Consider the following 21356-nt stretch of genomic DNA (forward strand, 5'->3'; position numbering starts at 1 on the left):
ACAAAGTATGGAAGACAAGATACTATTAAGTCATGGAAGTGGCGGTAAACAGACTAATAATTTAATAAGCGATTTATTTATAAAATATTTTGACAATGAAACCATAAGGAAAATGAATGATTCTGCACAGCTTAATTTGGATCACAATAGAATTGCTTTTACTACGGATTCCTTTGTAGTTACACCATCCTTTTTTAAAGGCGGAAATATTGGTAAGCTTGCAGTATGCGGTACAGTAAATGACTTGGCAATGAGTGGTGCAAAGCCACTTTATTTAACCAGTGCATTTATTATAGAAGAGGGTTATTCAATTGAAAGTCTTGAGATAATTGTAAAATCTATGGCTGATACGGCAAAGGAAGCAGGAGTTCAAATTGTAGCAGGAGATACAAAAGTAGTAGAAAAAGGCGGAGTAGATGGGCTATTCATTAATACAGCTGGAATAGGTACCATTTATGAAGATGTTAATATTGAAGCAAATAAGGCTGAAGCTGGAGATGTAGTTATTGTAAATGGAACCCTTGGAGATCATGGAATGACTATTATGTGTGAAAGAAGTGGAATAGATATACAGGGTGAATTAAAAAGTGATTGTGCTCCTTTAAATTCCTTGGTAGATTCAATATTAAATGTATGTAAGGACATTCATGTGCTTAGGGATGCTACTAGAGGTGGAGTTGCAGCAGTTCTGAATGAAATTGCGGAAACCAGCAGAGTATCTATTGAATTGGAAGAAGATGCTATTCCTGTAAGCGAAGAAGTAAAGGGTGCCTGCGAATTGCTGGGATTAGATCCTTTATACATTGCTAATGAAGGAAAGCTGTGCTGCTTTGTACCAGAAAAATATGCTGACAAAGTATTGGAGCAAATGAGAAATCATCCATTAGGATCTAATGCTAAAATAATTGGTAAGGTTGTAGCAAAGGTATCACAAAAGGTTTATTTGAAAACTATTATTGGAGGAAAAAGAATAGTAGATATGCCATCGGGGCAGCAATTACCTAGAATATGCTAGAAGGTGTTAGTGTGAAAAGATTATTTTTAAAGGTGGAAGGAATTGTACAGGGTGTAGGTCTTAGACCTTTTGTTTATAATGAGGCACTTTCTCTTAATTTAAAAGGATGGATTAATAATAACTCACAGGGAGTACATATTGATATAGAGGGTGAAGAAGAAAAACTAAAGAATTTTATAGAAAAATTAAAATATAAGCATCCTCCATTGGCTAGAATAGAAAATATAATTGTAGAGGAAAGAAAAGCTGTAAATTACAATAGTTTTGAAATAAGGGAAAGTGAGATAAATAATAAAAAAATTACTCTTATTTCTCCAGATAGAGCTATTTGTGATGAATGTATTGAGGATATTACAAATCCGTCAAATAAAAGATATAGGTATCCATTTACCAGTTGCACAAACTGCGGCCCAAGATTTTCTATAATGAAATCTATTCCCTATGATAGGGAAAAGACAACAATGAAAAAATTTAATATGTGTGAAGAGTGCAATAGAGAATATACTGATCCAACTAACAGGAGATTCCATGCTCAACCTAATGCCTGTGAATCCTGTGGCCCACATATTTGGATTGAAGATTCCACTGGAAAGAAGATAGAAGTAGAGGATGTAATTCATTGGACAAGACAGAAGCTGAAGGAGGGTAAAATTTTTGCTATCAAAGGACTGGGTGGATTTAATCTAGTATGTGATGCAACAAATGAGGAAGCTGTGAAATTACTTAGGATTAGAAAAAACAGACCTCATAAACCCTTTGCGGTTATGCTGAGAAATATAGAAGATGTAAAAAAGTATTGTGATGTACCTGTGGAAGAGGAAAAGTTATTAACTGGATCCATAAAGCCTATAGTAATACTAGCTCAAGCTAATGGATATGATTTACCAAAATGTATAGCTCCACATCAGAAAACATTAGGAGTAATGCTTCCATATACACCTTTACATCATTTACTATTTGGGAATAACATAGATGCTTTAATTATGACCAGCGCAAATAGTCATGGGCTGCCTTTGGAATATAAAAATGAAAGTGCAGTTGATAAATTGAGGAATGTTGCAGATTATTTTTTACAACACAATAGAGATATTCATGCACCTATAGATGATTCGGTGGTAAAGGTAGTAGACAACGAGATACATATGATAAGAAGGGCAAGAGGATATGTGCCAGAACCCATAAAAAAAGATAATATAAAAGAAATTCTAGCCTGTGGATCAAATATGAAAAATACCTTTTGCATAGCAAAGGAGAATTTTATATTTTTAAGCCAGCATAATGGAAATTTAGAGAATGTAGAAACAATTGAACATTATAAAAATAATATTGAGCATTTTAAGAATATATTTAATTTTACTCCAAAATATATAGCTTGTGACATGCATCCAAATTATATATCAAGTGAATATGCATATAGGTCATCGCTGCCTAGAATTGAAGTTCAACATCATCACGCACATATAGTAAGCTGTTTGGCAGAAAACAATGTAGATAGAAAAGTTATTGGAATTGCCTACGATGGAACAGGTTACGGTGTTGATGGAAGAATATGGGGAGGAGAGTTCCTGCTCTGCGATAATAAGGAATTTACTAGGCTGGGACATTTGAATTATGTAAAGATGCCTGGTGGTGAAATGGCAGTGAAGGAACCCTGGAGAATGGCTGTTTCTTATATTTACAATCTGTTTAAGTCTGCTAAATATAATGAATATAGTACTAATAAACAGCTGAAAGAAATATTGATTAAGCTGTATGGAAATAAGGCAATCAATATTATAGCTATGATTGAAGCAGATATTAACTGCCCTGAAACATCAAGTATGGGACGCTTTTTTGATGCTGCTGCAAGCTTAATTGGACTTAGGGATAGTGTTACATATGAAGGACAGGCAGCTATAGAACTTGAAGCCGTTGCTTCTCAAGAGAGTTTAGATTTCTATGACTATGATGTAGTCCAAGAGAATGGTTATATTGTGAAGACAGAAAAGATTATTATGGGTATCATAAGAGATAAACTGCTAGATGAACAAGATAATGTTATTTCAGATAAATTTCATAGCACAATAATCAAGTTTTCAAAAGATATATGCAAACTAATTAGAAAAGATACAGGTATTAACGAAGTAGCATTAAGTGGAGGGGTATTTCAGAATTCTTATTTATTAAAAAACCTATCTAATGAATTAAAAAATGAAGAGTTCCTTGTCTACACAAATAAATTAATACCTGCAAATGATGGTGGGATAGCTTTAGGACAAATTGTTATAGCAAATGAAGTTTTAAGTGATAAATAATTAATATTTGAGGTTACAATATTTTATCCGATGACTAGTCGCTGGATAATTCATCTAAACTTGGTGGGAATATAAACTCCCACCAAGTAAGATTCATTGATCTTTTATTTTATACAGGATTATACAATTCAAATAATTTTGGTTAAAGAAGAACAAAAATTTTGGAATAATGAAGGAGATACAAGTGAATGAAATATGTTGATGAATTTAGAAATGGAGATTATTCTAAAAGCCTGGTAAAACTAATACAAAATATTACTGATAAAAAAATAAATATAATGGAGGTATGTGGTACCCATACTATGGCTATATTTAGATATGGCATTAGAGATATACTTCCAAGCAACATAAATCTTATTTCTGGACCAGGATGTCCAGTTTGTGTTACTCCACAAAGTTATATTGACACTGCTTTAGAACTGACATCAAATAAGGATGTTATTATTGCAACTTTTGGGGATATGATAAGAGTACCTGGAAAGAAAACTTCTTTAATGAAAAGAAAAGCAGAGGGTGCTGATATCAGGATTGTCTATTCACCGATGGATGCATTGGTATTGGCGCAGAACAGTCCATTAAAAAAAATAGTTTTTCTTTCAGTAGGATTCGAAACAACAACACCCATGACAGCTGTAACGGCTATAGAGGCAAGAAAGCAAGGGGTTAAAAATCTATTTTTCCTCACCGCCCATAAGATTGTACCACCAGCTATGAGAGCTCTTGTAGATGACAAGGAACTTAATATCAGTGGTTTTTTACTTCCAGGTCATGTTAGTGCTGTTATAGGTAAAAAACCTTATGAATTTTTAAGCAGTGAATACAGTATACCTGGAGTTATAACTGGCTTTGAACCTTTAGATATACTTAAGGGCTTGAATACACTTATAAGCATGATAAATAATAGGGATTATAATATAATAAATGAATATAAAAGGATAGTACGAAATGATGGAAATTCTCAGGCTATAGAGTACTTACACAAAGTTTTTGAAGTTAGTGACAGTACTTGGAGGGGAATTGGTACTATTCCAAATAGTGGATATACATTTAATAAAGAATATGAAGAATTTGATGCAATAAAGCATTTTAATATAGAGTATAAGGAATATGATGGCAGTCCGGGCTGCAGATGTGGTGACATACTTAAAGGAAAAATAACTCCACTTCAATGTCCACTATTTAAGAAGGCGTGCACACCAGAAAATCCTGTAGGTTCTTGTATGGTATCTTCTGAAGGCACTTGTGCAGCTTATTACAGATATAATAATTTTTAAAGGATAAGATATTGAAAAACCTGCCTTGTAGTTACTGGTACAGTAATGATTTAGCTGTGAGTAGTGCTAAATTGTTGTATCTAACTAATGCATTTCCTGTAGAAATTTGTAGTTTATTATAAAATCTTTGGCTTTCGCAGCTAAAGTATTGACGTAATTTATTATTATAAATTAATGATAGGGAGGAGTTTAAAATGAAGTTACCATTAAAAAAATATCCTAAATGGCTTCCTTATGGTACTATAGTGGTGCTACTGCATATTATAGGAGTAATACTTTTATTATCTAATGTCTATAAATACCCTCAGATAGTTGGATTGGCATTTTTAGCCTATACACTTGGATTAAGACATGCTTTTGATGCAGATCATATTGCTTCCATTGACAATACTGTTCGTAAATTAGTACAACAAAAAGAAGAACCTACAGGTGTCGGTTTTTTCTTTTCCATTGGACATTCCTCTGTAGTATTTGTTATGTCAATATTGACTGCATTTTCAATGAAATGGGCTCAATACAACATTCCTCATATAAAAGTGATAGGTAGTATGATTGGCACTACCGTATCAGGTACTTTCCTTATGCTTATAGGACTATTAAACCTGTATATCTGGTTTGATATTTACAAACTTTTTATTGGAGTACATAAGGGAGAAGTTAATGAAGAACATATGAATCAGCTTTTATTACAACGGGGATTTATTTCACGTTTTTTCGGATCATTGTATCGCTTCATTAATAAGAGTTGGCATGTATATCCGCTTGGTTTCCTATTTGGATTAGGATTCGATACTGCGTCTGAAATAGCACTTCTAGCTATTTCAGCAAATGCAGCTACTCAAGCTGTTCCATTTTCCATGATAATATCTTTACCCATTCTTTTTGCTGCTGGAATGAGCTTAATGGATACAGCCGATGGCGTTTTTATGACTACCGCATATAATTGGGCATTTTCAACACCTTTACGTAAAATTTATTATAATTTATCAGTTACTGGACTATCTATTGTAGCAGCATTATGTATAGGATTTATTGAATTAGCTCAGATATTAACACCTAAATTGGGCCTGAATAGTGGGATTTGGAAATGGATACAAAATCTTGAATTCGGTGGGATTGGATATTTACTAGTAGGTTTATTTATTATATCATGGGGAGTATCATACATGATTTGGAAGATGCTGCGTTTTGAAAATGCATAGATTTAACCTGACTAACTTGGCGTAAGTCTCCCACTTATTCAAGTGGGAGTTCAACGCCAAGTAAGCCATGCATTTGCAGTTCTAAAATTCAGATGGGGTAAAAGAATCCCCACCTGAATTAAGAACTTGCTTCAATAGTAGTGAGCATGAAAAAACAATATAAATGAGAAGCCAGTAACTTTAGTATGTACTGGCTTCTTTATTTTAACCTATTGCATACCAGCCATTCTTCTGTTATATTTGCAATATATATTTTAATAAGATAAATGTTAAGTTTTTTTAATATACATTAATATAATTTTTATATGGCCTTCATATTATCTTAATATCAAATCGTTATAATGCAAAGATAAGAATTTTATTTAAGAATGTACTAAGGAAGAGAGGAAACTACATGAGACGAAGTATAGTTTTACTAATAACCATAGCTATTAGCAGTTCCATATTTTCTTATGCTCATGCAGCAGGGATTCAGGATAGCCAAAACAAATTAAATGAGATAAACAAATCTATTCAGCAAAATAAAGGCAAGCTAAATAATGTTACTGAAGATAAAACTGGTGCAGAAAAAGAAATAGAAAATTTAGATAAAGATATGAATCAAGTGGGGTCAAGACTTCAGGAATTAAATGCTAAAATTACAAATTTAAATTATGAGATAAAGGAAAAAGAAGTTGAAATTGAGGGAAGAAAGCAAGAACTTTTGAAAAAAGACCAATTATTAAAAAAAAGAGTTAGAGCTATGTATGAATCGGGAAATAGTGGGTATTTAGATGTAATTCTAAATTCAAAGAATTTTTCTGATATTATAGGTAGAATAGAGATAGTAAAAAGAATTATTACTTATGATAAGACTCTCATTGCTGATATCAAAAATAGACAAGAGAGTCTAGAAAAAAATAAGTCAGAGTTAGAAAGTAATAAGAATAGTATAGCTGTATTAAAAACTGAAACGGATGAAAAATATAAGTCTTTACAGACAGCATCCAATGAAAAAAGACTATTGGTTGAGAAACTTGAGAAGGACAAAGATTTTTACGAAAGTATGATTTCTAAAGAGCAGTCAGAATCTCAAGAGGTTGCAAAAACTATTCAACAGATGAAAGATGCTAGCAGTAAAATAGTGGCTTCAAGAGGAGGTAAAGTTAGTACACCTTCTCCGAAAATCAATTCCCAAGAAAGTAAAACTAATACATCTTCTTCACAGGTTAGTTCTCAAGGAAACTTATTTTCTGTAACAGCAGGCTCTTATCCTATTACCTCTCCTTTTGGCATGAGGTTTCACCCTGTTTTAAATTACAGTAGACTTCATGCAGGTATGGATATAGGTGTACCAATGGGTACTCCGATTTATGCTTTAAAGGATGGAGTAGTCATTGCTGCAGAGTCCATGTCCGGATATGGGAATGTGGTGATGATTAATCACGGAGATATAACTTCCGTTTATGCACATAATTCTTCTTTGGCTGTAGCTAAAGGACAAACGGTAAAAGGAGGACAATTAATTTCCTATTCAGGTAATTCTGGTGTGTCTTCAGGACCACATCTTCATTTTGAAATAAGAAATTCAAGTGGACAACCTATAGAGCCTAGTGGTTATTATGTAAATTAAAATTATGTTATTTTTCACTATAAAAGCAGGCTATTATGTGAATTTAATAGCCTGCTTTTATAGAACTATGGGTAGTTAATTTAACCACCTATATAATCTTTTCTTATTTTTTCTAAATCTACATTTTTTAGATCATCTACCACAACTACAGCACCTATAACGCTGTTATCTTTTGAAATTACATATAAACCGTTAGCATTAAATGTAACTGTTGCATTAACAAGTCCTTTTTTACCTTCAAAAGAGGCAACTGGATTGCCTGTATCTGTAGATGAAATTATAAAAGTGCCATTTGGACTGTCAAAATTATTTAAATCAAAGCCTAAGGTTGTATTAACATTTTTTGTTACAACTACGATTAATGGTTCAAACTCATAACCTATGCCTTTAAGTGAAGCTGTTTGTGTGTTTCCAGAAACTACAGCTTTGTGGATAAATCGGCTAGTTTCAATTTTACTTAAATCTGTGCCATAAATACTTGGTTTTTCAGGGACAGCAGGTGATGAAGCTGGCCCATTCATGTTACAACCAGGCATTCCACTGGATGGGGCTGGTATTGAAGAATCAGGTTTTGAGGTATCTACAGTTGAAATGTTATCAACTACCTTAATTACACCTCTAATCATACCCATTTCACAGCTGAAGCTTATATCTTTATCCTTTGGTGTAAATTCAATTACATTTTCGCCAGATTGTAAATTCTTCTGAATATTTAAGGATGGTACAATGATTTGTCCGTTGCAGGAATTCAATGTTTTACCGTCTATTATCCATTTCACAGGCATATTTTTTTGAACATATAGACCATTTGGAGTATAGCCTGCACCATCTGCCGTCATTCTAATTACCTGAACTCCATTTTCTATGGTTGCCTTAGCACCTGATGAAGATGTTGATGTTTTGTTACCAGATAAGCTGGTGGTAAGTGTCGCAGTAGTTGGTATATTTACACCAGCTAAAGCTAGACCTCTAGTGCCCATTACAATACCTAAAACTACAACCAGTATTCCACTAAATTTTAATAGAGTTTTTGTATAGCCTTTGCTTATTAGACCTGATAATGCACCAAAGGTTAACATTAGAGGTATCGTACCAAGGGAAAATATAAGCATAGATAATGCTCCATTAAAGGCACTTCCAGTTCCTAAAGCATATAGCTGCATTGTCTGAAGTGGCCCGCAGGGCATAAGTCCATTAAAAACACCAACTAAGAAAGGTGTTTTAGGTTTTTTCTTAACTGAACAAGCAGACCATGGAAGCTTTAAATTGACCTTTCTAAAGATACCATAACCACTCATATTAAGTCCCATTATTATCATGAAGATACCAGCAAATATTTGAAGTCCAGCCTTCATGGATATAGATAGAGAAAGTACTGAACCTAGAGCACCAACTACTCCACCAATTAAAGTATAGGATAGAATTCTTCCAGCATTGTATAGGATAGCAGGTTTAATGGAATCAAATCTACTTTTGCTATCTTTATTTATACTTTGTGATAGCATTATTCCTCCACACATACCTACGCAATGTATTGATGTAAGTATTCCAACGATGAATAGAACAAAATATGTAGCACCATTAAGTTTAGAGGTCATATCAAATCCACCTGATGAATTCCCAATTAATATAATTGCGGCCACTATTATAAATATACCTGCAATTTTGTAGCTATTTGAACTTTCCGTACTGTAACCAGCTGTCTTTATAGCAGCTTTAATTTTATCAGGATTACAGAGTGATGTATCATATTCTATAGTTAGAGATTGATCGCTGAAGCTTGCTATAGCATTTTTTACGCCATCCAATTTTTTAACGGCTCTTTCTACTCTTAATTCGCAGGATGTACATGTCATGTCAAAGACTTTTATTTTTTCTTTTTTAATACTCAATTTAAACCTCCTGAAAGTTTTTAATATGATTATTTTTCGTAAGAATAATTTTACATTCAATGAATTTTTATGTTGAAAGTCTTATGAATAGAATATTAAGATTAATTTTCTAATTTTATAAATATAAATCTCAATTTAAACTATACAAAAAAGATGTGTAGATTTTATAAAGATGTAAGTGGTAAATATAGAGTTTAATCTATATTTACATTTAATTCTAATTCTTTTGAAAATGCAATACAAAATCTTTTGTTCATCTGAAATAATTTTATTACTAGATTGGTTATTATCAATTTCAATAAAGATACCATAATTAGATAAATTGTGAGTGAAACATCATATACCCGTATTTTGTAAAAAGTTAACATAATTTTAATAAGTTATAAAATCACATTACCTTTCATATAATTGAGTACGGGGGGGATGCAGATGATTAATAGACAAGTAACCAATAGGACAAGTTATCTTATATCAATTCTAGGGGTTAGCATAATTATATTTTCTTTATATACATTTTTTAGCTTCTTTAATCAGGCAAAAATTCAAGACTTATTAACTGGTGGAAGAGGAAATATGTTATATGTACAGTTAGTTAATTATGTAATGCCAATAGTAAAAGTTACAAGCTTTGATGAGTCGGATATGGTAGAAAGTACCTTTTCTTTAAAAAGTGGACTTTTAAACTACATAGGAATTAATCTTAATAAACCTGATGAAATTTTAAAAAAAGAAATATCCTATTTTAAAGTAGATAATAATTCTATAAACTACAATAATAATAAAAGTATAAATTTAAGTAATTTTCAGTTAAAGGATAGTGATATAACTAAAAATGCTGGAAATAGTGATTCGAATAATAATGCTAATTTAAATCTTCCTAATCAAACTTATCAAGTTTACAATCCAAAGTTAAAGAAAAACGTTGATAATTCAAAGCCTGAAATACTTATATACCATTCGCATACAACTGAAAGCTACGGGACTTATGGAAAAGATAATCTTGATCCTACAAAAAATGTATGTGCAGTTGGAGATGAACTTGCTAAAACTCTTTCAAATGATTACGGTATTTCAGTAATACATGATACAACTATTCATAATGTTTTAGCTTACAACAGTAGCTATGAGAGATCAAGAGAAACTTTGAATAAATACTTAAGTAGATATGGAGATTTTAAAATGATAATTGATATACATAGAGATTCAGATACAAATAAAAATAATGTTACTACAAATATAAATGGACAAAATTTAGGTAAATTCATGTTTGTCATGGCAAAAAATAACCCACATTTTAATAAAAATATGGCCCTTGTAAATTCATTATTAAATACAGCCAAAAAGGATTTTCCACAGTTACTTATTAAAGCAGACGATTATGGATTATTTTATTATACTCATGGAGTTAATGCTTTTAATCAAGGCGCCAGTAATAATGCATTTTTATTGGAAATAGGTGCCGTTTCTAATACACTTGAGGAGCCAAAGGGAACAACAAAATATATTGCAAGAATGATTGCAGAATATTTAAATGTTAAAAATTAATAAGCATAAGTAGATTTTTTTACGAAAATCCTAACATCATATCCTTAAAATATAGGTCTCTTACAACTGTACTGAGCATATGCTTTTCCTTCACATAAATTTTTACTGTGACATCTCTTCCTAAAGCTTTGCATTTTTCTTCAACAGATATTATAATTACAGCAGGTATTTGTATGCCATTTACCGCATTTGGGGCTTATGTTGGATGCCACAACTGTTTCCATGGCTTATAGGAATTATCTTACTGTGTGTTAACAGAAATAATAAAAACTCTATATATTAAGGAATTTAAGAAATGGTTATAATTTTTAAAAAGGGAGAAGTAATAATGAACAAATCAAAATATTATCCCGTGATAATGGCTTTATTAGCTGCAATTTTGTTTGGAGCCAGTGCACCTATAACAAAAATACTTCTAGGAAAAATTGAACCAGTACCACTTGCTTCATTCTTATATCTTGGAAGTGGGATTGGATTAATGATTTTTCAACTCGTAAATTTTATAATAAAAAGACAAAAAATCAATGAAGCTTCTCTAAAGAAAGATGATTTAAAATGGCTTCTTGGTGCTATAGTTGTAGGTGGTATTATAGCTCCTATTATACAGATGATAAGTTTAAACACAACTCCAGCTTCTACAGCTTCACTGCTTTTGAACTTTGAAGGAGTTGCTACTGCAATACTAGCCATAGTATTTTTTAAGGAAAATGCTGGAAGGCAAGTTATAAGTGGAGTAATATTGATTACACTTGCAAGTATTATTTTGTCATGGAATTTTACAAATCAATGGGGATTTTCCATAGGTTCACTGGGAATTATATTTGCCTGCTTTTGTTGGGGTATTGACAATAATTTTACAAGAAATATTTCTTCTAAAAATCCATTTTCAATTGTAACCATAAAAGGAATTGGAGCAGGTACTTTTTCTTTTATGTTAGCAATTGTATTAAAAAGTCCTATTCCTCAGTTTAAAATTACTGTGCTGGCAATGATAATAGGGTTTTTCTGTTACGGATTAAGTATTGTACTCTTTGTATATGCTATGAGAAGTCTAGGAAGTACAAGAACTAGTGCACTCTACGGCACAGCACCTTTTATCGGTACAATTCTCTCATTTATACTGCTAAAAGATATTCCAAATAGCATGTTTATTATAGCTTTTCCGGTTATGATTCTTGGCACAATATTCTTGCTAAAGGAAACACATAATCACAGACACCAACATTTAGCCTTGCAGCATGAACATAGACACGATCATGCAGATGGACATCATAATCATAAACATACTGATGAGCAGATTATTATAAATGCTTATCATTCACACTTACATACACATAAGGCAACCGAACATATCCACCCACATTCACCAGATATTCATCATAGACATTCACATTGATTTTATTCTGCAACTTTCTTATACTGCAAATTAAAAGGAGCTGAAATTACAGCTCCTTTTAATTTAATAGAAACATATCTGAATAGTTTTGAAATAAAGGCATCAATAAAACTATCTAAGCATTTTCATATATAAAAATGCTTAGATAGTTTCATTTTTTATTGACTTAAATTGTGTATACATATACGAAGTTTGAGTAAGGCGTAATAAATGTTTATTGATTCAAATTCATAAATATTGTTAATTTTCATTATCAATTGATAATGAATATATGCTTGAAAAACGTTGACAAATAAAGCTTTTAGAGGTAACATTATTATATTAATTGATAATGAGGTGAGAAAATGACAGATAGAATTAATGGACTTACAACGAAAGAAGTTTCAACACTACAGGAGAAATATGGATTAAATGAACTGATTAAAAATGAAAAACCAAATCCACTTAAAAAATTTATCGGAGTTTTTAAAGAACCAATGTTCTTATTATTAGTAGGAGCTTCCACACTATATTTTATTTTAGGACAGCCTAGGGAAGGCATTGTAATGTTAGCATTTGTAATATCAGTTGTATCCATAACTTTCATTCAGGAGTGGAAAACAGAAAAAACTATGGATGCGTTGAAAGACTTAACATCTCCTCAAGTTTATACATTAAGAAATGGTAAGAAAGGTTTAATAAAAAGTTCTGAGCTTGTTCCAGGAGATATAATTTATATTGCGGAAGGAGAAAGAATACCTGCTGATTGTCAAGTAATAGAGGCATCTAATTTTTCTGTAGATGAATCTATTTTAACGGGAGAAGCAGAACATGTATTTAAGGTGCCCAAGGAATTGAGTGAAAGCTCTGATGACTATTGGAAAAAATATATGCTTTATGCAGGAACACTATCAGTATTTGGAAAATGTACTGCCATAGTAAAATTCACAGGATTTAATACAGAGTACGGAAAAATCGGAAAGGCTGTCAGTGAAGCTAAAGATGAATTAACTCCTCTTCAGAAGAAGATGGGGGAACTTGTAAAAGCCATTGCTATTGCAGGGATAATTTTATGTTTCACTGTAATGTTATTGTCCTTTTTTTATAATGGAAATTTATTGAATAGCATATTATCAGGAATTACTTTAGCAATGGCATTGATTCCAGAAGAATTTCCGGTTGTGTTAGCAATATTTTTATCTCTAGGGGCATTTAGATTAGCAAAGAAAAATGCATTAATGAGAAAGGTTTCAGCGGTGGAAACATTAGGTTCTACCAATGTGCTTTGTGTAGATAAGACAGGAACTATTACTCAAAACAGAATGAAGGTTAAAAAAGTATATGTTAATAATGAACTTCAAGACAGTACAGCTTTTACAGATAAAAATTTAAGTAAAATTAGTATATTAGCTTGCGAGAAAGATCCTTATGATCCAATGGAAAAAGCTATAATTGAAAATGGAGAAAAAAATATCTCTTTAGATGAATTATATAATTTGGAACTTTGCCAAAAATTTGCCTTCGATTCAAAGACAAAGAGAATGGCTAATATTTTTAAATTAAATGGGAGTTATTATGTAGCAGCAAAGGGATCTCCCGAAACCATAATACCACTTTGTAACTTAAGCGATGAAGAAGTTAAGAAAATTGAAGAAGAAATAGATAAAATGGCTTCTAAAGGTTTAAGAGTACTTGCCTTTGCTGAATGTGGAAATGACAAACTGTTAGAAAAACTGGAGGAATATCCACTAAATTTTAAAGGATTAGTGGGACTCCAAGATCCTCCTAAAGATGGTGTTTTAGAGGCAATAAAGATTTGTAATAATGCAGGTATAAGGGTAGTTATGATAACTGGTGACTACAGTAAAACCGCAGTAGCTATAGGTGAAGAAATTGGGCTTAAATTTGCCAGTAAATCTATAACTGGGGATGAAATAGATTATATGAGTGAACAGCAGCTTTGTGAAGCTGTAAGAAGCTGCGATGTATTTTCAAGAGTAATTCCTGAGCATAAAATGAAGATTATTAAAGCACTAAAAAATAATGGTGATATTGTTGCAATGACTGGTGATGGAGTAAATGATGCACCTGCACTTAAAAATGCTGATATTGGAATAGCCATGGGAAAAAGAGGAACAGAGGTTGCAAAAGAAGCAGCGCATATGATTCTGCTTGATGACAATTTTACGACTATCGTAGAATCTGTAAGGGATGGAAGAAGAATATTTGACAATATCAGAAAGGCCATAGTGTATATTATGATAATTCATATACCTATAGCAGCTCTTGCACTTTTTGCTCCATTGTTCAATCTTCCGCAAATTTTACTGCCAATGCATATAATGCTTTTAGAATTAATAATAGATCCTACCTGTTCCATAATATTTGAAGGAGAATCTGCGGAACCTTATATTATGAATCAGCCACCAAGGTCTCCAAAGGAGCCACTTTTAACAAAGGGATTAACTAAAAAAGTTATAGCACAGGGAGTTACAATGTTTTTAGCTGCTTTCTTACCTTTTCACTATCTGGTAGATTCAGGAATCTCTGTGGAGTATGCAAGGAGTGTTTCTCTAATAACATTGATAGTTGCAAATGTTATTTTAGTATTAGTAAACAGATCAAATACTCAGTATTTAATTCATATTTTTAAGGAGAAAGAAAATAAGGCACGACTTTTTATAAATAGTATTTCCTTAGTTATATTAGCATGTATTGTTTATATACCAATTTTACAATCATTATTTAAAACAAGTGCAGTGGATCTAAAAATGTTAATAGTAGCTGTGTTCATAGGCATCCTATCAACGGGATGGTGGGAACTGGTTAAAATGTATAAAAATAGAATACAAAAATAAAATAAACTCGTTATGCTTTTACATTTGTAATATTCTTAGAGTTGGTAAGGTTTTTAAGAAGAAAGTTTTCTTTCTAGTTACAGAGAATATGAAAATAGTGTGAAGATTTGATATATTCTTAATCTTATGATATTATTACAATATAATGAAATTATTAGTGAATAAGATCTCTTATAATTTTATATACAATAATTTTTTTGTTAAATTAAATGTTTTAAATATTAGAACATCAAAGAATAAAATTGGCTATGACAAGGAACTTTGTACCTTGTACATCAGATATTTCAGGAGGATGATATTATGGGATTTTTTTCAAGATTATTAGGGAAACGGGATCATAGAGATAATCAGCAGGGGAGCAACTATTATAAGAGAGAGGGATTTTTTAGTCGTTTATTTAATATGTTTGGCTCATTTTCTAATCCAGATAGAAGACACAATAATAATTACCATGATTCAGATAGAAGATATGATAATCACTACTCTGATGATTCAAATAGAAGAAGATACAATACTCACTATTCTGATGATTCATATAGAAATAATCACGATGATAGGAATTATCATAGAAAAAAATATAGAAGTTCCTGGTCATGATTTTGTTTTTTTCAAAAAAGAAGTACCCATCGGGCTTTTTAATTGATGGATACAAAGTTATAAGATCAATAGGCGAAGGTCGATTTGGAATATGTTATTTAGTTGATTTAGATGGAAAACAATATGTTTTAAAAGAAATAAAGCCTAAAGTAATGAAAAAGAAGGATAAAAAAGTTGTGTTTGAAGAAGAAATACTCTCATCTATTGACAATCCAACTATTCCTAAAATAATTGATACAATAAAAAAGGATAATATTTATGCCTATATTTTAGAATATAAAAGTGGAAAAACCATTGAGGATATGATTTTTGGAAATAAGCATAGGTTTAGCAAGTATGAAATTTATAAAATTGGAATAAAATTGATAGATATAATAAAGTATCTTCATGGAAGAAGTATTGTTCACAGAGATATAAGAGTACCAAATGTAATTATTGATGAAGAGCGTGTTTATCTTATTGATTTTGGACTGGCAAGATTAATTGATAATAAAAAGTATACACATTATGAAGATTTTATATATTTTGGTCACTTACTTCTTCATTTATATTATTCTTCTTTTACAAAAACTAATAAGAAATCAAAACCATGGTATGAAGAACTAGAATTGTCATCAATTGAATTAAAATTTTTAAAAAAGTTATTAGGTTTGGATAGGGAATATAAAAGTATTTATGATATAGAAAAGGATTTTTTAGCATTAGGATTGATATAGTTACAAGGTTTTTGTATAATTGTTTTCAAAGATTAAAAGCAAGAAGAACAAAATTTATTTTGTATTTGTTCACTTTTACCTTATGGTGGTGTAGTATTAGAGCAGCTGCTCATCAGATAAATCTGCTGATCGGAAATGATTTTAAATGAAACGGAGTGAATATTGCCTTGGAATTTAATCGAAAAGATATACAAAAAATTCTTGAAATTGTAGTGATTGCTATTTTATTGTTTTGGGGACTACAAAATCTTTCGAAAATTTCCTTCTTTCTTGGTGGAATTTTCAAAATACTTTTTCCTTTCCTGATGGGATTTTGTATTGCATTCATTCTCAATGTACCAATGAAAGTAATTGAAAATAAGCTGTTTCCTTTTAATGCAAAGGATAAAAAAGGCATCAAGAAAAAGTTGAGACGTCCAGTGAGTCTAATTCTGACTGTACTAATTGTACTAACCATTATTATGATGGTTATGCTTATAGTCATTCCAGAGATAGTTCGAACTTTGGGCGTCCTCAGTACGAGTATTCCCGGTTTTACTCTTCGTGTACAGGAGTGGTACAATAATCTAGTAACAATGCTTCCTCAGTTTATCCCGGGAGCTGCAGTCACAAAGATTAATTGGGATAATATTAACAAAACAATGTTCGGATTTTTGCAAAATGGAACTACCAGTCTTTTAGGTTACACTGTAGGTATAGCAACATCTATATTCAGCGGTATTTTTAATTTTATTTTAGGTTCTATATTTGCGATTTATATCCTAGCACAAAAAGAAAGCCTGGCGCGACAGACAAAGAAAGTTCTGTACGCTTATATACCCGAGGGAAAAGCAGACCGGATTATTAATATCTCTACTCTAGCAAGCAAGATTTTTTCCAGCTTTTTAACTGGTCAATGTCTTGACGCAATGATTTTAGGAACAATGTTCTTTGTCACCATGAGTATATTTCGTTTTCCATATGCACTGATGGTTGGAGTACTCATCGCCTTTACCGCATTGATTCCGCTAATTGGAGTACTTATCGGTTTGTTTGTTGGCACATTCATGATTATGGTATCCAGTCCTGTGAAAGCCTTTTGGTTTATCATCCTCTTTTTCGTGCTGCAGCAGATTGAAGGTAACCTTATCTATCCCCGTGTGGTTGGCAGCTCAGTAGGGCTACCAGGCATATGGGTACTGGTTGCGGTAACTCTAGGCGGCAGTACTATGGGAATTGTTGGCATGCTGGTGAGTGTACCACTTTGCTCAGTGCTGTACGCACTTTTGAGGGAGTCTGTTGTAAGGAATCTAAAGATGAAAAAAATATCGACGGAAAAATTAAAATGAAAACCTAAAACTAAAAAATTAGTATTTAGCACTATTAAAATTACTGAAATCTAGTGATTTTGATAGTGCTTTTCTATTTGTATCTTCGCTTTAGCTCTAAAGGTAGAGAAGCTTTAACAGGTAATATCAAATTAATGAATAAAGAAAATATCGCTTACAAAAATATTGATGTGGCTGGCACCGTAGTTCATGTTGCTATTGATAGATTTTAAATATTAAATTTCTTCATAATATCTTTATAAGTATTTTGTACAATAAGTTTTAAGAAGATATAAGAATGATGAATATACAAGCTTGCAAGGTGATAGGATGATTATTGAAATCGAAAATATTAAATATCATGTTCAGATAAAAGGCAAAGGTAAACCAATTATTTGTTTGCATGGTTTTTCTGAAAATTTAAGTACATGGAGTTTACTTAAATTAGAGGGATATCAACTAATATTGATAGATTTTATTGGGCATGGAAAAAGTGATAAACCATACTCAAGTAAATATTATAGCTTGAAAATAATGATTAAACACTTAAATAAACTCATTTATAAATTGGGCTTAAAAAAATATTCAATGTTAGGTTATTCTATGGGTGGAAGAATTACTTTAGCCTATGCAATAGCTTATCCATATGAAATTGATAGACTGATTTTAGAAAGTGCGTCTTATGGTGAAGTGGGATTTATAAATCGCTTCAAACGCCGGAGAAAGGATTTGAATTTGGCAAAAAGTATACTAACAAATGGAATAGAATGGTTTAATGAATATTGGTCAAATTTGAGTATATTCCAATCACAAAGAAAATTGCCAAATACTATTATAGATGAAATAAGAAAAAGACGTTTATCAAACATAACTTATGCACTTTCAAATACATTGTTGTGCAGTGGGCAAGGGAAATTTCCATGTATGAAAGATCATATAGGTAAATTATCTATGCCTTTATTATATATAAGTGGAGAATATGACAAAAAATATAAGCAAATAGGTAAAGACTTTGAAAAATCAAATAGTTATACAAAGCATGAAACAATAAAAGGTGCTGGGCATAATACACATATTGAAAATCCTAATGCCTTTATTGAAGTCTTAAGTAAATTTTTATCCGATGACTATCCGCTCTAATACTCCAATCTCACTCTGTGAAAGTGAGAGTAAAGAGTGGCTACGTCCCTGGATAAGGATTTCTAAGTATCGTATGAGAAAATACTATATATAATCTAAGAACTCTGTTTATAAGGAATATTAGCAGTAAAAATCCTATGTTAAGAGTAATACAGCAATATGAATTAAGAGTTTATCAAAAATTAGAAAGAGGTCATAAGATGAACAAATTTCCTTGGAGAGAATTAAAACGTAATTATGAAGATGTTATTTATGAAGTATATGATGGAATTGCAAAGATTACAATCAATCGTCCTGAAGTGCGTAATGCATTTCGGCCTAAAACAATTATGGAATTAATTGATGCTTTTACTTTAGCTCGTGAAGATGAAAGAGTAGGTGTAGTTATTTTAACAGGCGCAAATCATGGACAAGGTCAGGATAAAGAGGCATTTTGTTCTGGTGGAGATCAGAAGGTACGTGGTCATGGTGGTTATGTTGGAGATGATAATATACCACGTTTAAATGTTTTAGATTTACAGCATTTGATTAGAATACTTCCGAAGCCTGTTATAGCAATGGTAAATGGCTATGCAATTGGTGGTGGACATGTACTGCATATAGTATGTGATTTAACAATTGCTTCTGAAAATGCTAAGTTTGGACAAACAGGACCAAAGGTAGGTTCTTTTGATGGTGGATATGGAGCTGGATATTTAGCACGCATTATCGGTCATAAAAAAGCACGTGAAATTTGGTATCTATGCCGTCAATATACTGCTAATAAAGCACTTGATATGGGATTGGTGAATGAAGTTGTAGCCTTTGATGAATTGGAAGAAGAAACAGTAAAATGGGCAAAAGAGATCTTACAGCATTCACCTACTGCACTACGTTTCTTAAAAGCATCCTTTAATGCAGATACAGATGGATTGGCTGGTTTACAGCAATTAGCTGGAGATGCTACATTATTATTTTATACTACAGAGGAAGCGAAAGAAGGACGGGATGCCTTTAAAGAAAAGCGAAATCCTGATTTTGAGCAATTTCCTAAATTTCCATAGAGTAGTATCAATTATGAAATATTTTCAATGAGGTAAAATAGAATTTATTTTGTATTTGTCTATTTTCATTTTAAAACAAGATTTTGTTACAGAAGTTGAATAAGTGATAAGAGTAAAAAATAGTAGAAATGAATTTGATAAAGGTGAAAAAATGAATTGGCTTAAAAAGTATAGTATTGAAAGACCTGATAAAAAATTTATTAATGATGTAACATTTAGAAAAGTATATGAGAGTGTAACAGACTTGGCTAAAAAACTATTTTCATATGTAAAAAATGAGAAAAGAGTTGCTCTTTATGCCAATAATTCAGTTGATATGGTACTTTTCTTTTTGGCACTTCAATTTTTAGAAAAAGAAGTGTTGATGCTGAATACGCGTTTAACTGATGAAGAAATAAAAAAACAATTAAAATTACTAAAGGTTCAAATTGTTTTTTCTTATGATAATAAATTTATATCCTTTAATAAAGTATATAAAAGTGAAAAACAAGATATAGAATTGGTAGAAGAGTTTGATGAAGAAAGTATTACAGTTATCATGAATACCAGCGCCACAACAGGAGAATTTAAATCAGTGCCAATACGTTGGAAACAGTTTTATTCCCATGTAGAAGCATCTCAAAAAAGTCTTGGAGTAACAGATGAGGATAATTGGCTTGTAGTGTTACCAATGTATCACATTAGTGGACTATCCATTTTAATACGAAGCTTATACAATGGAACTTCTGTTACCATATTAGAGAAATTTCACCAAGAACAAGTTGTAAAATTAATTGAGAACAATAGAATAAACATGTTATCTATTGTGCCAACAATGTTAAATAGAATTGTGGATAAAATTGAGAAACATAATTTACGTGTAGTGTTAGTAGGTGGTGAATTTATTCCTAAGCCTCTGGTTGAAAAAAGTATTGCAAAAAATATCCCCATTTACAAAACTTATGGAATGACTGAAACCACAAGTCAGGTTACAACCTTTTCTGTATTGGATTATCAAGAAAAAATTGATTCTGTAGGATTGCCACTGGAAAAAGTTGTTATTCAAATTGAAAATCCTGATAAAAAAGGCATTGGGGAAGTTGTGATTAAAAGTCCAATGCTAATGGAGGGATATATTGAAAAGAAAAAAGTTTTTAATTATTTTAATTCAGAAGATGTAGGCTATATAGATGAGGATGGATTTTTGTATATACTTGATCGCCGCAAAAATATAATTATTTCTGGTGGAGAGAATATCTATCCAAAAGAGATTGAAAATATTTTATATGCAAATCCCAAAATATATGAATGTGCAGTGGTGGGGGAGAAGGATGAAAAATGGGGACAAGTACCTGTATTATATGTAGTTTCTTCACTAACTGAAGCTGAAATATTAGATTATGTCTCAAATAAACTGGCAGAATATAAATTACCTAAAAAAATTATTTATCTAGAAGAGCTACCTAGAAATTCTTCAGGAAAAATATTAAAAAAGAATTTAACCTGA

At 31.5% G+C, this 21356-nt stretch carries 16 protein-coding genes; 15 read left to right on the top strand and 1 reads right to left on the bottom strand.

Annotated elements, in window-relative coordinates:
* Positions 1-7: 7 nt before the first annotated feature.
* The 5 genes from hypE to ABF633_RS02175 all read left to right on the top strand — a co-directional run bounded on the left by hypE (position 8) and on the right by ABF633_RS02175 (position 7397).
* Positions 8-1015 carry a hydrogenase expression/formation protein HypE gene (gene hypE, locus ABF633_RS02155; RefSeq protein WP_415521557.1) on the top strand — a complete coding sequence of 336 codons (1008 nt, stop codon included), beginning with the start codon at positions 8-10 and terminating at the stop codon, positions 1013-1015.
* Complete coding sequence (hypF, locus tag ABF633_RS02160; protein WP_415521559.1) at positions 1009-3309, top strand: carbamoyltransferase HypF; 2301 nt, start codon at positions 1009-1011, stop codon at positions 3307-3309. The genes hypE and hypF overlap by 7 nt, the downstream gene beginning before the upstream one ends.
* 188 nt (positions 3310-3497) lie before the next feature.
* Positions 3498-4583, top strand: a complete 1086-nt coding sequence (gene hypD / locus ABF633_RS02165; protein ID WP_415521561.1) for a hydrogenase formation protein HypD — start codon at positions 3498-3500, stop codon at positions 4581-4583.
* Positions 4584-4777: 194 nt separating this feature from the next.
* Entirely contained in the window at positions 4778-5785 is a 1008-nt protein-coding gene (locus tag ABF633_RS02170) for a HoxN/HupN/NixA family nickel/cobalt transporter (RefSeq protein WP_415521563.1), read from the top strand.
* Between the two features lie 394 nt (positions 5786-6179).
* On the top strand, positions 6180-7397 hold the full coding sequence (locus tag ABF633_RS02175; RefSeq protein ID WP_415521565.1) for a murein hydrolase activator EnvC family protein: 1218 nt from the start codon (positions 6180-6182) through the stop codon (positions 7395-7397).
* Between the two features lie 80 nt (positions 7398-7477).
* On the opposite strand, the gene ABF633_RS02180 is transcribed toward ABF633_RS02175, so the two are convergent.
* Positions 7478-9289: a sulfite exporter TauE/SafE family protein gene (locus ABF633_RS02180; protein WP_415521567.1), complete on the bottom strand. Its 1812-nt coding sequence runs from the start codon at positions 9287-9289 to the stop codon at positions 7478-7480.
* A gap of 429 nt (positions 9290-9718) precedes the next feature.
* Here ABF633_RS02180 and ABF633_RS02185 point away from each other — a divergent pair, with 429 nt between their 5' ends.
* From ABF633_RS02185 to menE, 10 genes are all read left to right on the top strand, one after another.
* Positions 9719-10834, top strand: coding sequence for a stage II sporulation protein P (locus ABF633_RS02185; protein ID WP_415521569.1), 1116 nt, complete (start codon positions 9719-9721; stop codon positions 10832-10834).
* 328 nt (positions 10835-11162) lie between these two features.
* Complete coding sequence (locus ABF633_RS02190) at positions 11163-12230, top strand: EamA family transporter (protein ID WP_415521570.1); 1068 nt, start codon at positions 11163-11165, stop codon at positions 12228-12230.
* A gap of 344 nt (positions 12231-12574) precedes the next feature.
* On the top strand, positions 12575-15067 hold the full coding sequence (locus ABF633_RS02195) for a cation-translocating P-type ATPase (RefSeq protein WP_415521572.1): 2493 nt from the start codon (positions 12575-12577) through the stop codon (positions 15065-15067).
* A gap of 300 nt (positions 15068-15367) precedes the next feature.
* Positions 15368-15664, top strand: a complete 297-nt coding sequence (locus tag ABF633_RS02200; protein ID WP_415521574.1) for a hypothetical protein — start codon at positions 15368-15370, stop codon at positions 15662-15664.
* Positions 15661-16380, top strand: a complete 720-nt coding sequence (locus tag ABF633_RS02205) for a serine/threonine protein kinase (RefSeq protein WP_415521576.1) — start codon at positions 15661-15663, stop codon at positions 16378-16380. Before ABF633_RS02200 ends, ABF633_RS02205 begins: the two co-directional genes overlap by 4 nt.
* Before the next feature lie 155 nt (positions 16381-16535).
* Complete coding sequence (locus ABF633_RS02210; RefSeq protein WP_415521577.1) at positions 16536-17708, top strand: AI-2E family transporter; 1173 nt, start codon at positions 16536-16538, stop codon at positions 17706-17708.
* A 59-nt stretch (positions 17709-17767) separates the two neighbouring features.
* A complete protein-coding gene (locus ABF633_RS02215) occupies positions 17768-17920 on the top strand; it encodes a hypothetical protein (protein WP_415521580.1) in 153 nt (50 codons plus the stop codon).
* Between the two features lie 97 nt (positions 17921-18017).
* Positions 18018-18827, top strand: a complete 810-nt coding sequence (gene menH, locus ABF633_RS02220; protein ID WP_415521582.1) for a 2-succinyl-6-hydroxy-2,4-cyclohexadiene-1-carboxylate synthase — start codon at positions 18018-18020, stop codon at positions 18825-18827.
* 200 nt (positions 18828-19027) lie between these two features.
* Complete coding sequence (gene menB / locus ABF633_RS02225; protein WP_415521659.1) at positions 19028-19870, top strand: 1,4-dihydroxy-2-naphthoyl-CoA synthase; 843 nt, start codon at positions 19028-19030, stop codon at positions 19868-19870.
* A 151-nt stretch (positions 19871-20021) separates the two neighbouring features.
* Positions 20022-21356, top strand: a complete 1335-nt coding sequence (menE, locus tag ABF633_RS02230; RefSeq protein ID WP_415521661.1) for an o-succinylbenzoate--CoA ligase — start codon at positions 20022-20024, stop codon at positions 21354-21356.

It is taken from the genome of Clostridium sp., from assembly GCF_047718555.1.
Taxonomy (GTDB): Bacteria; Bacillota; Clostridia; order Clostridiales; family Clostridiaceae; genus Clostridium_I.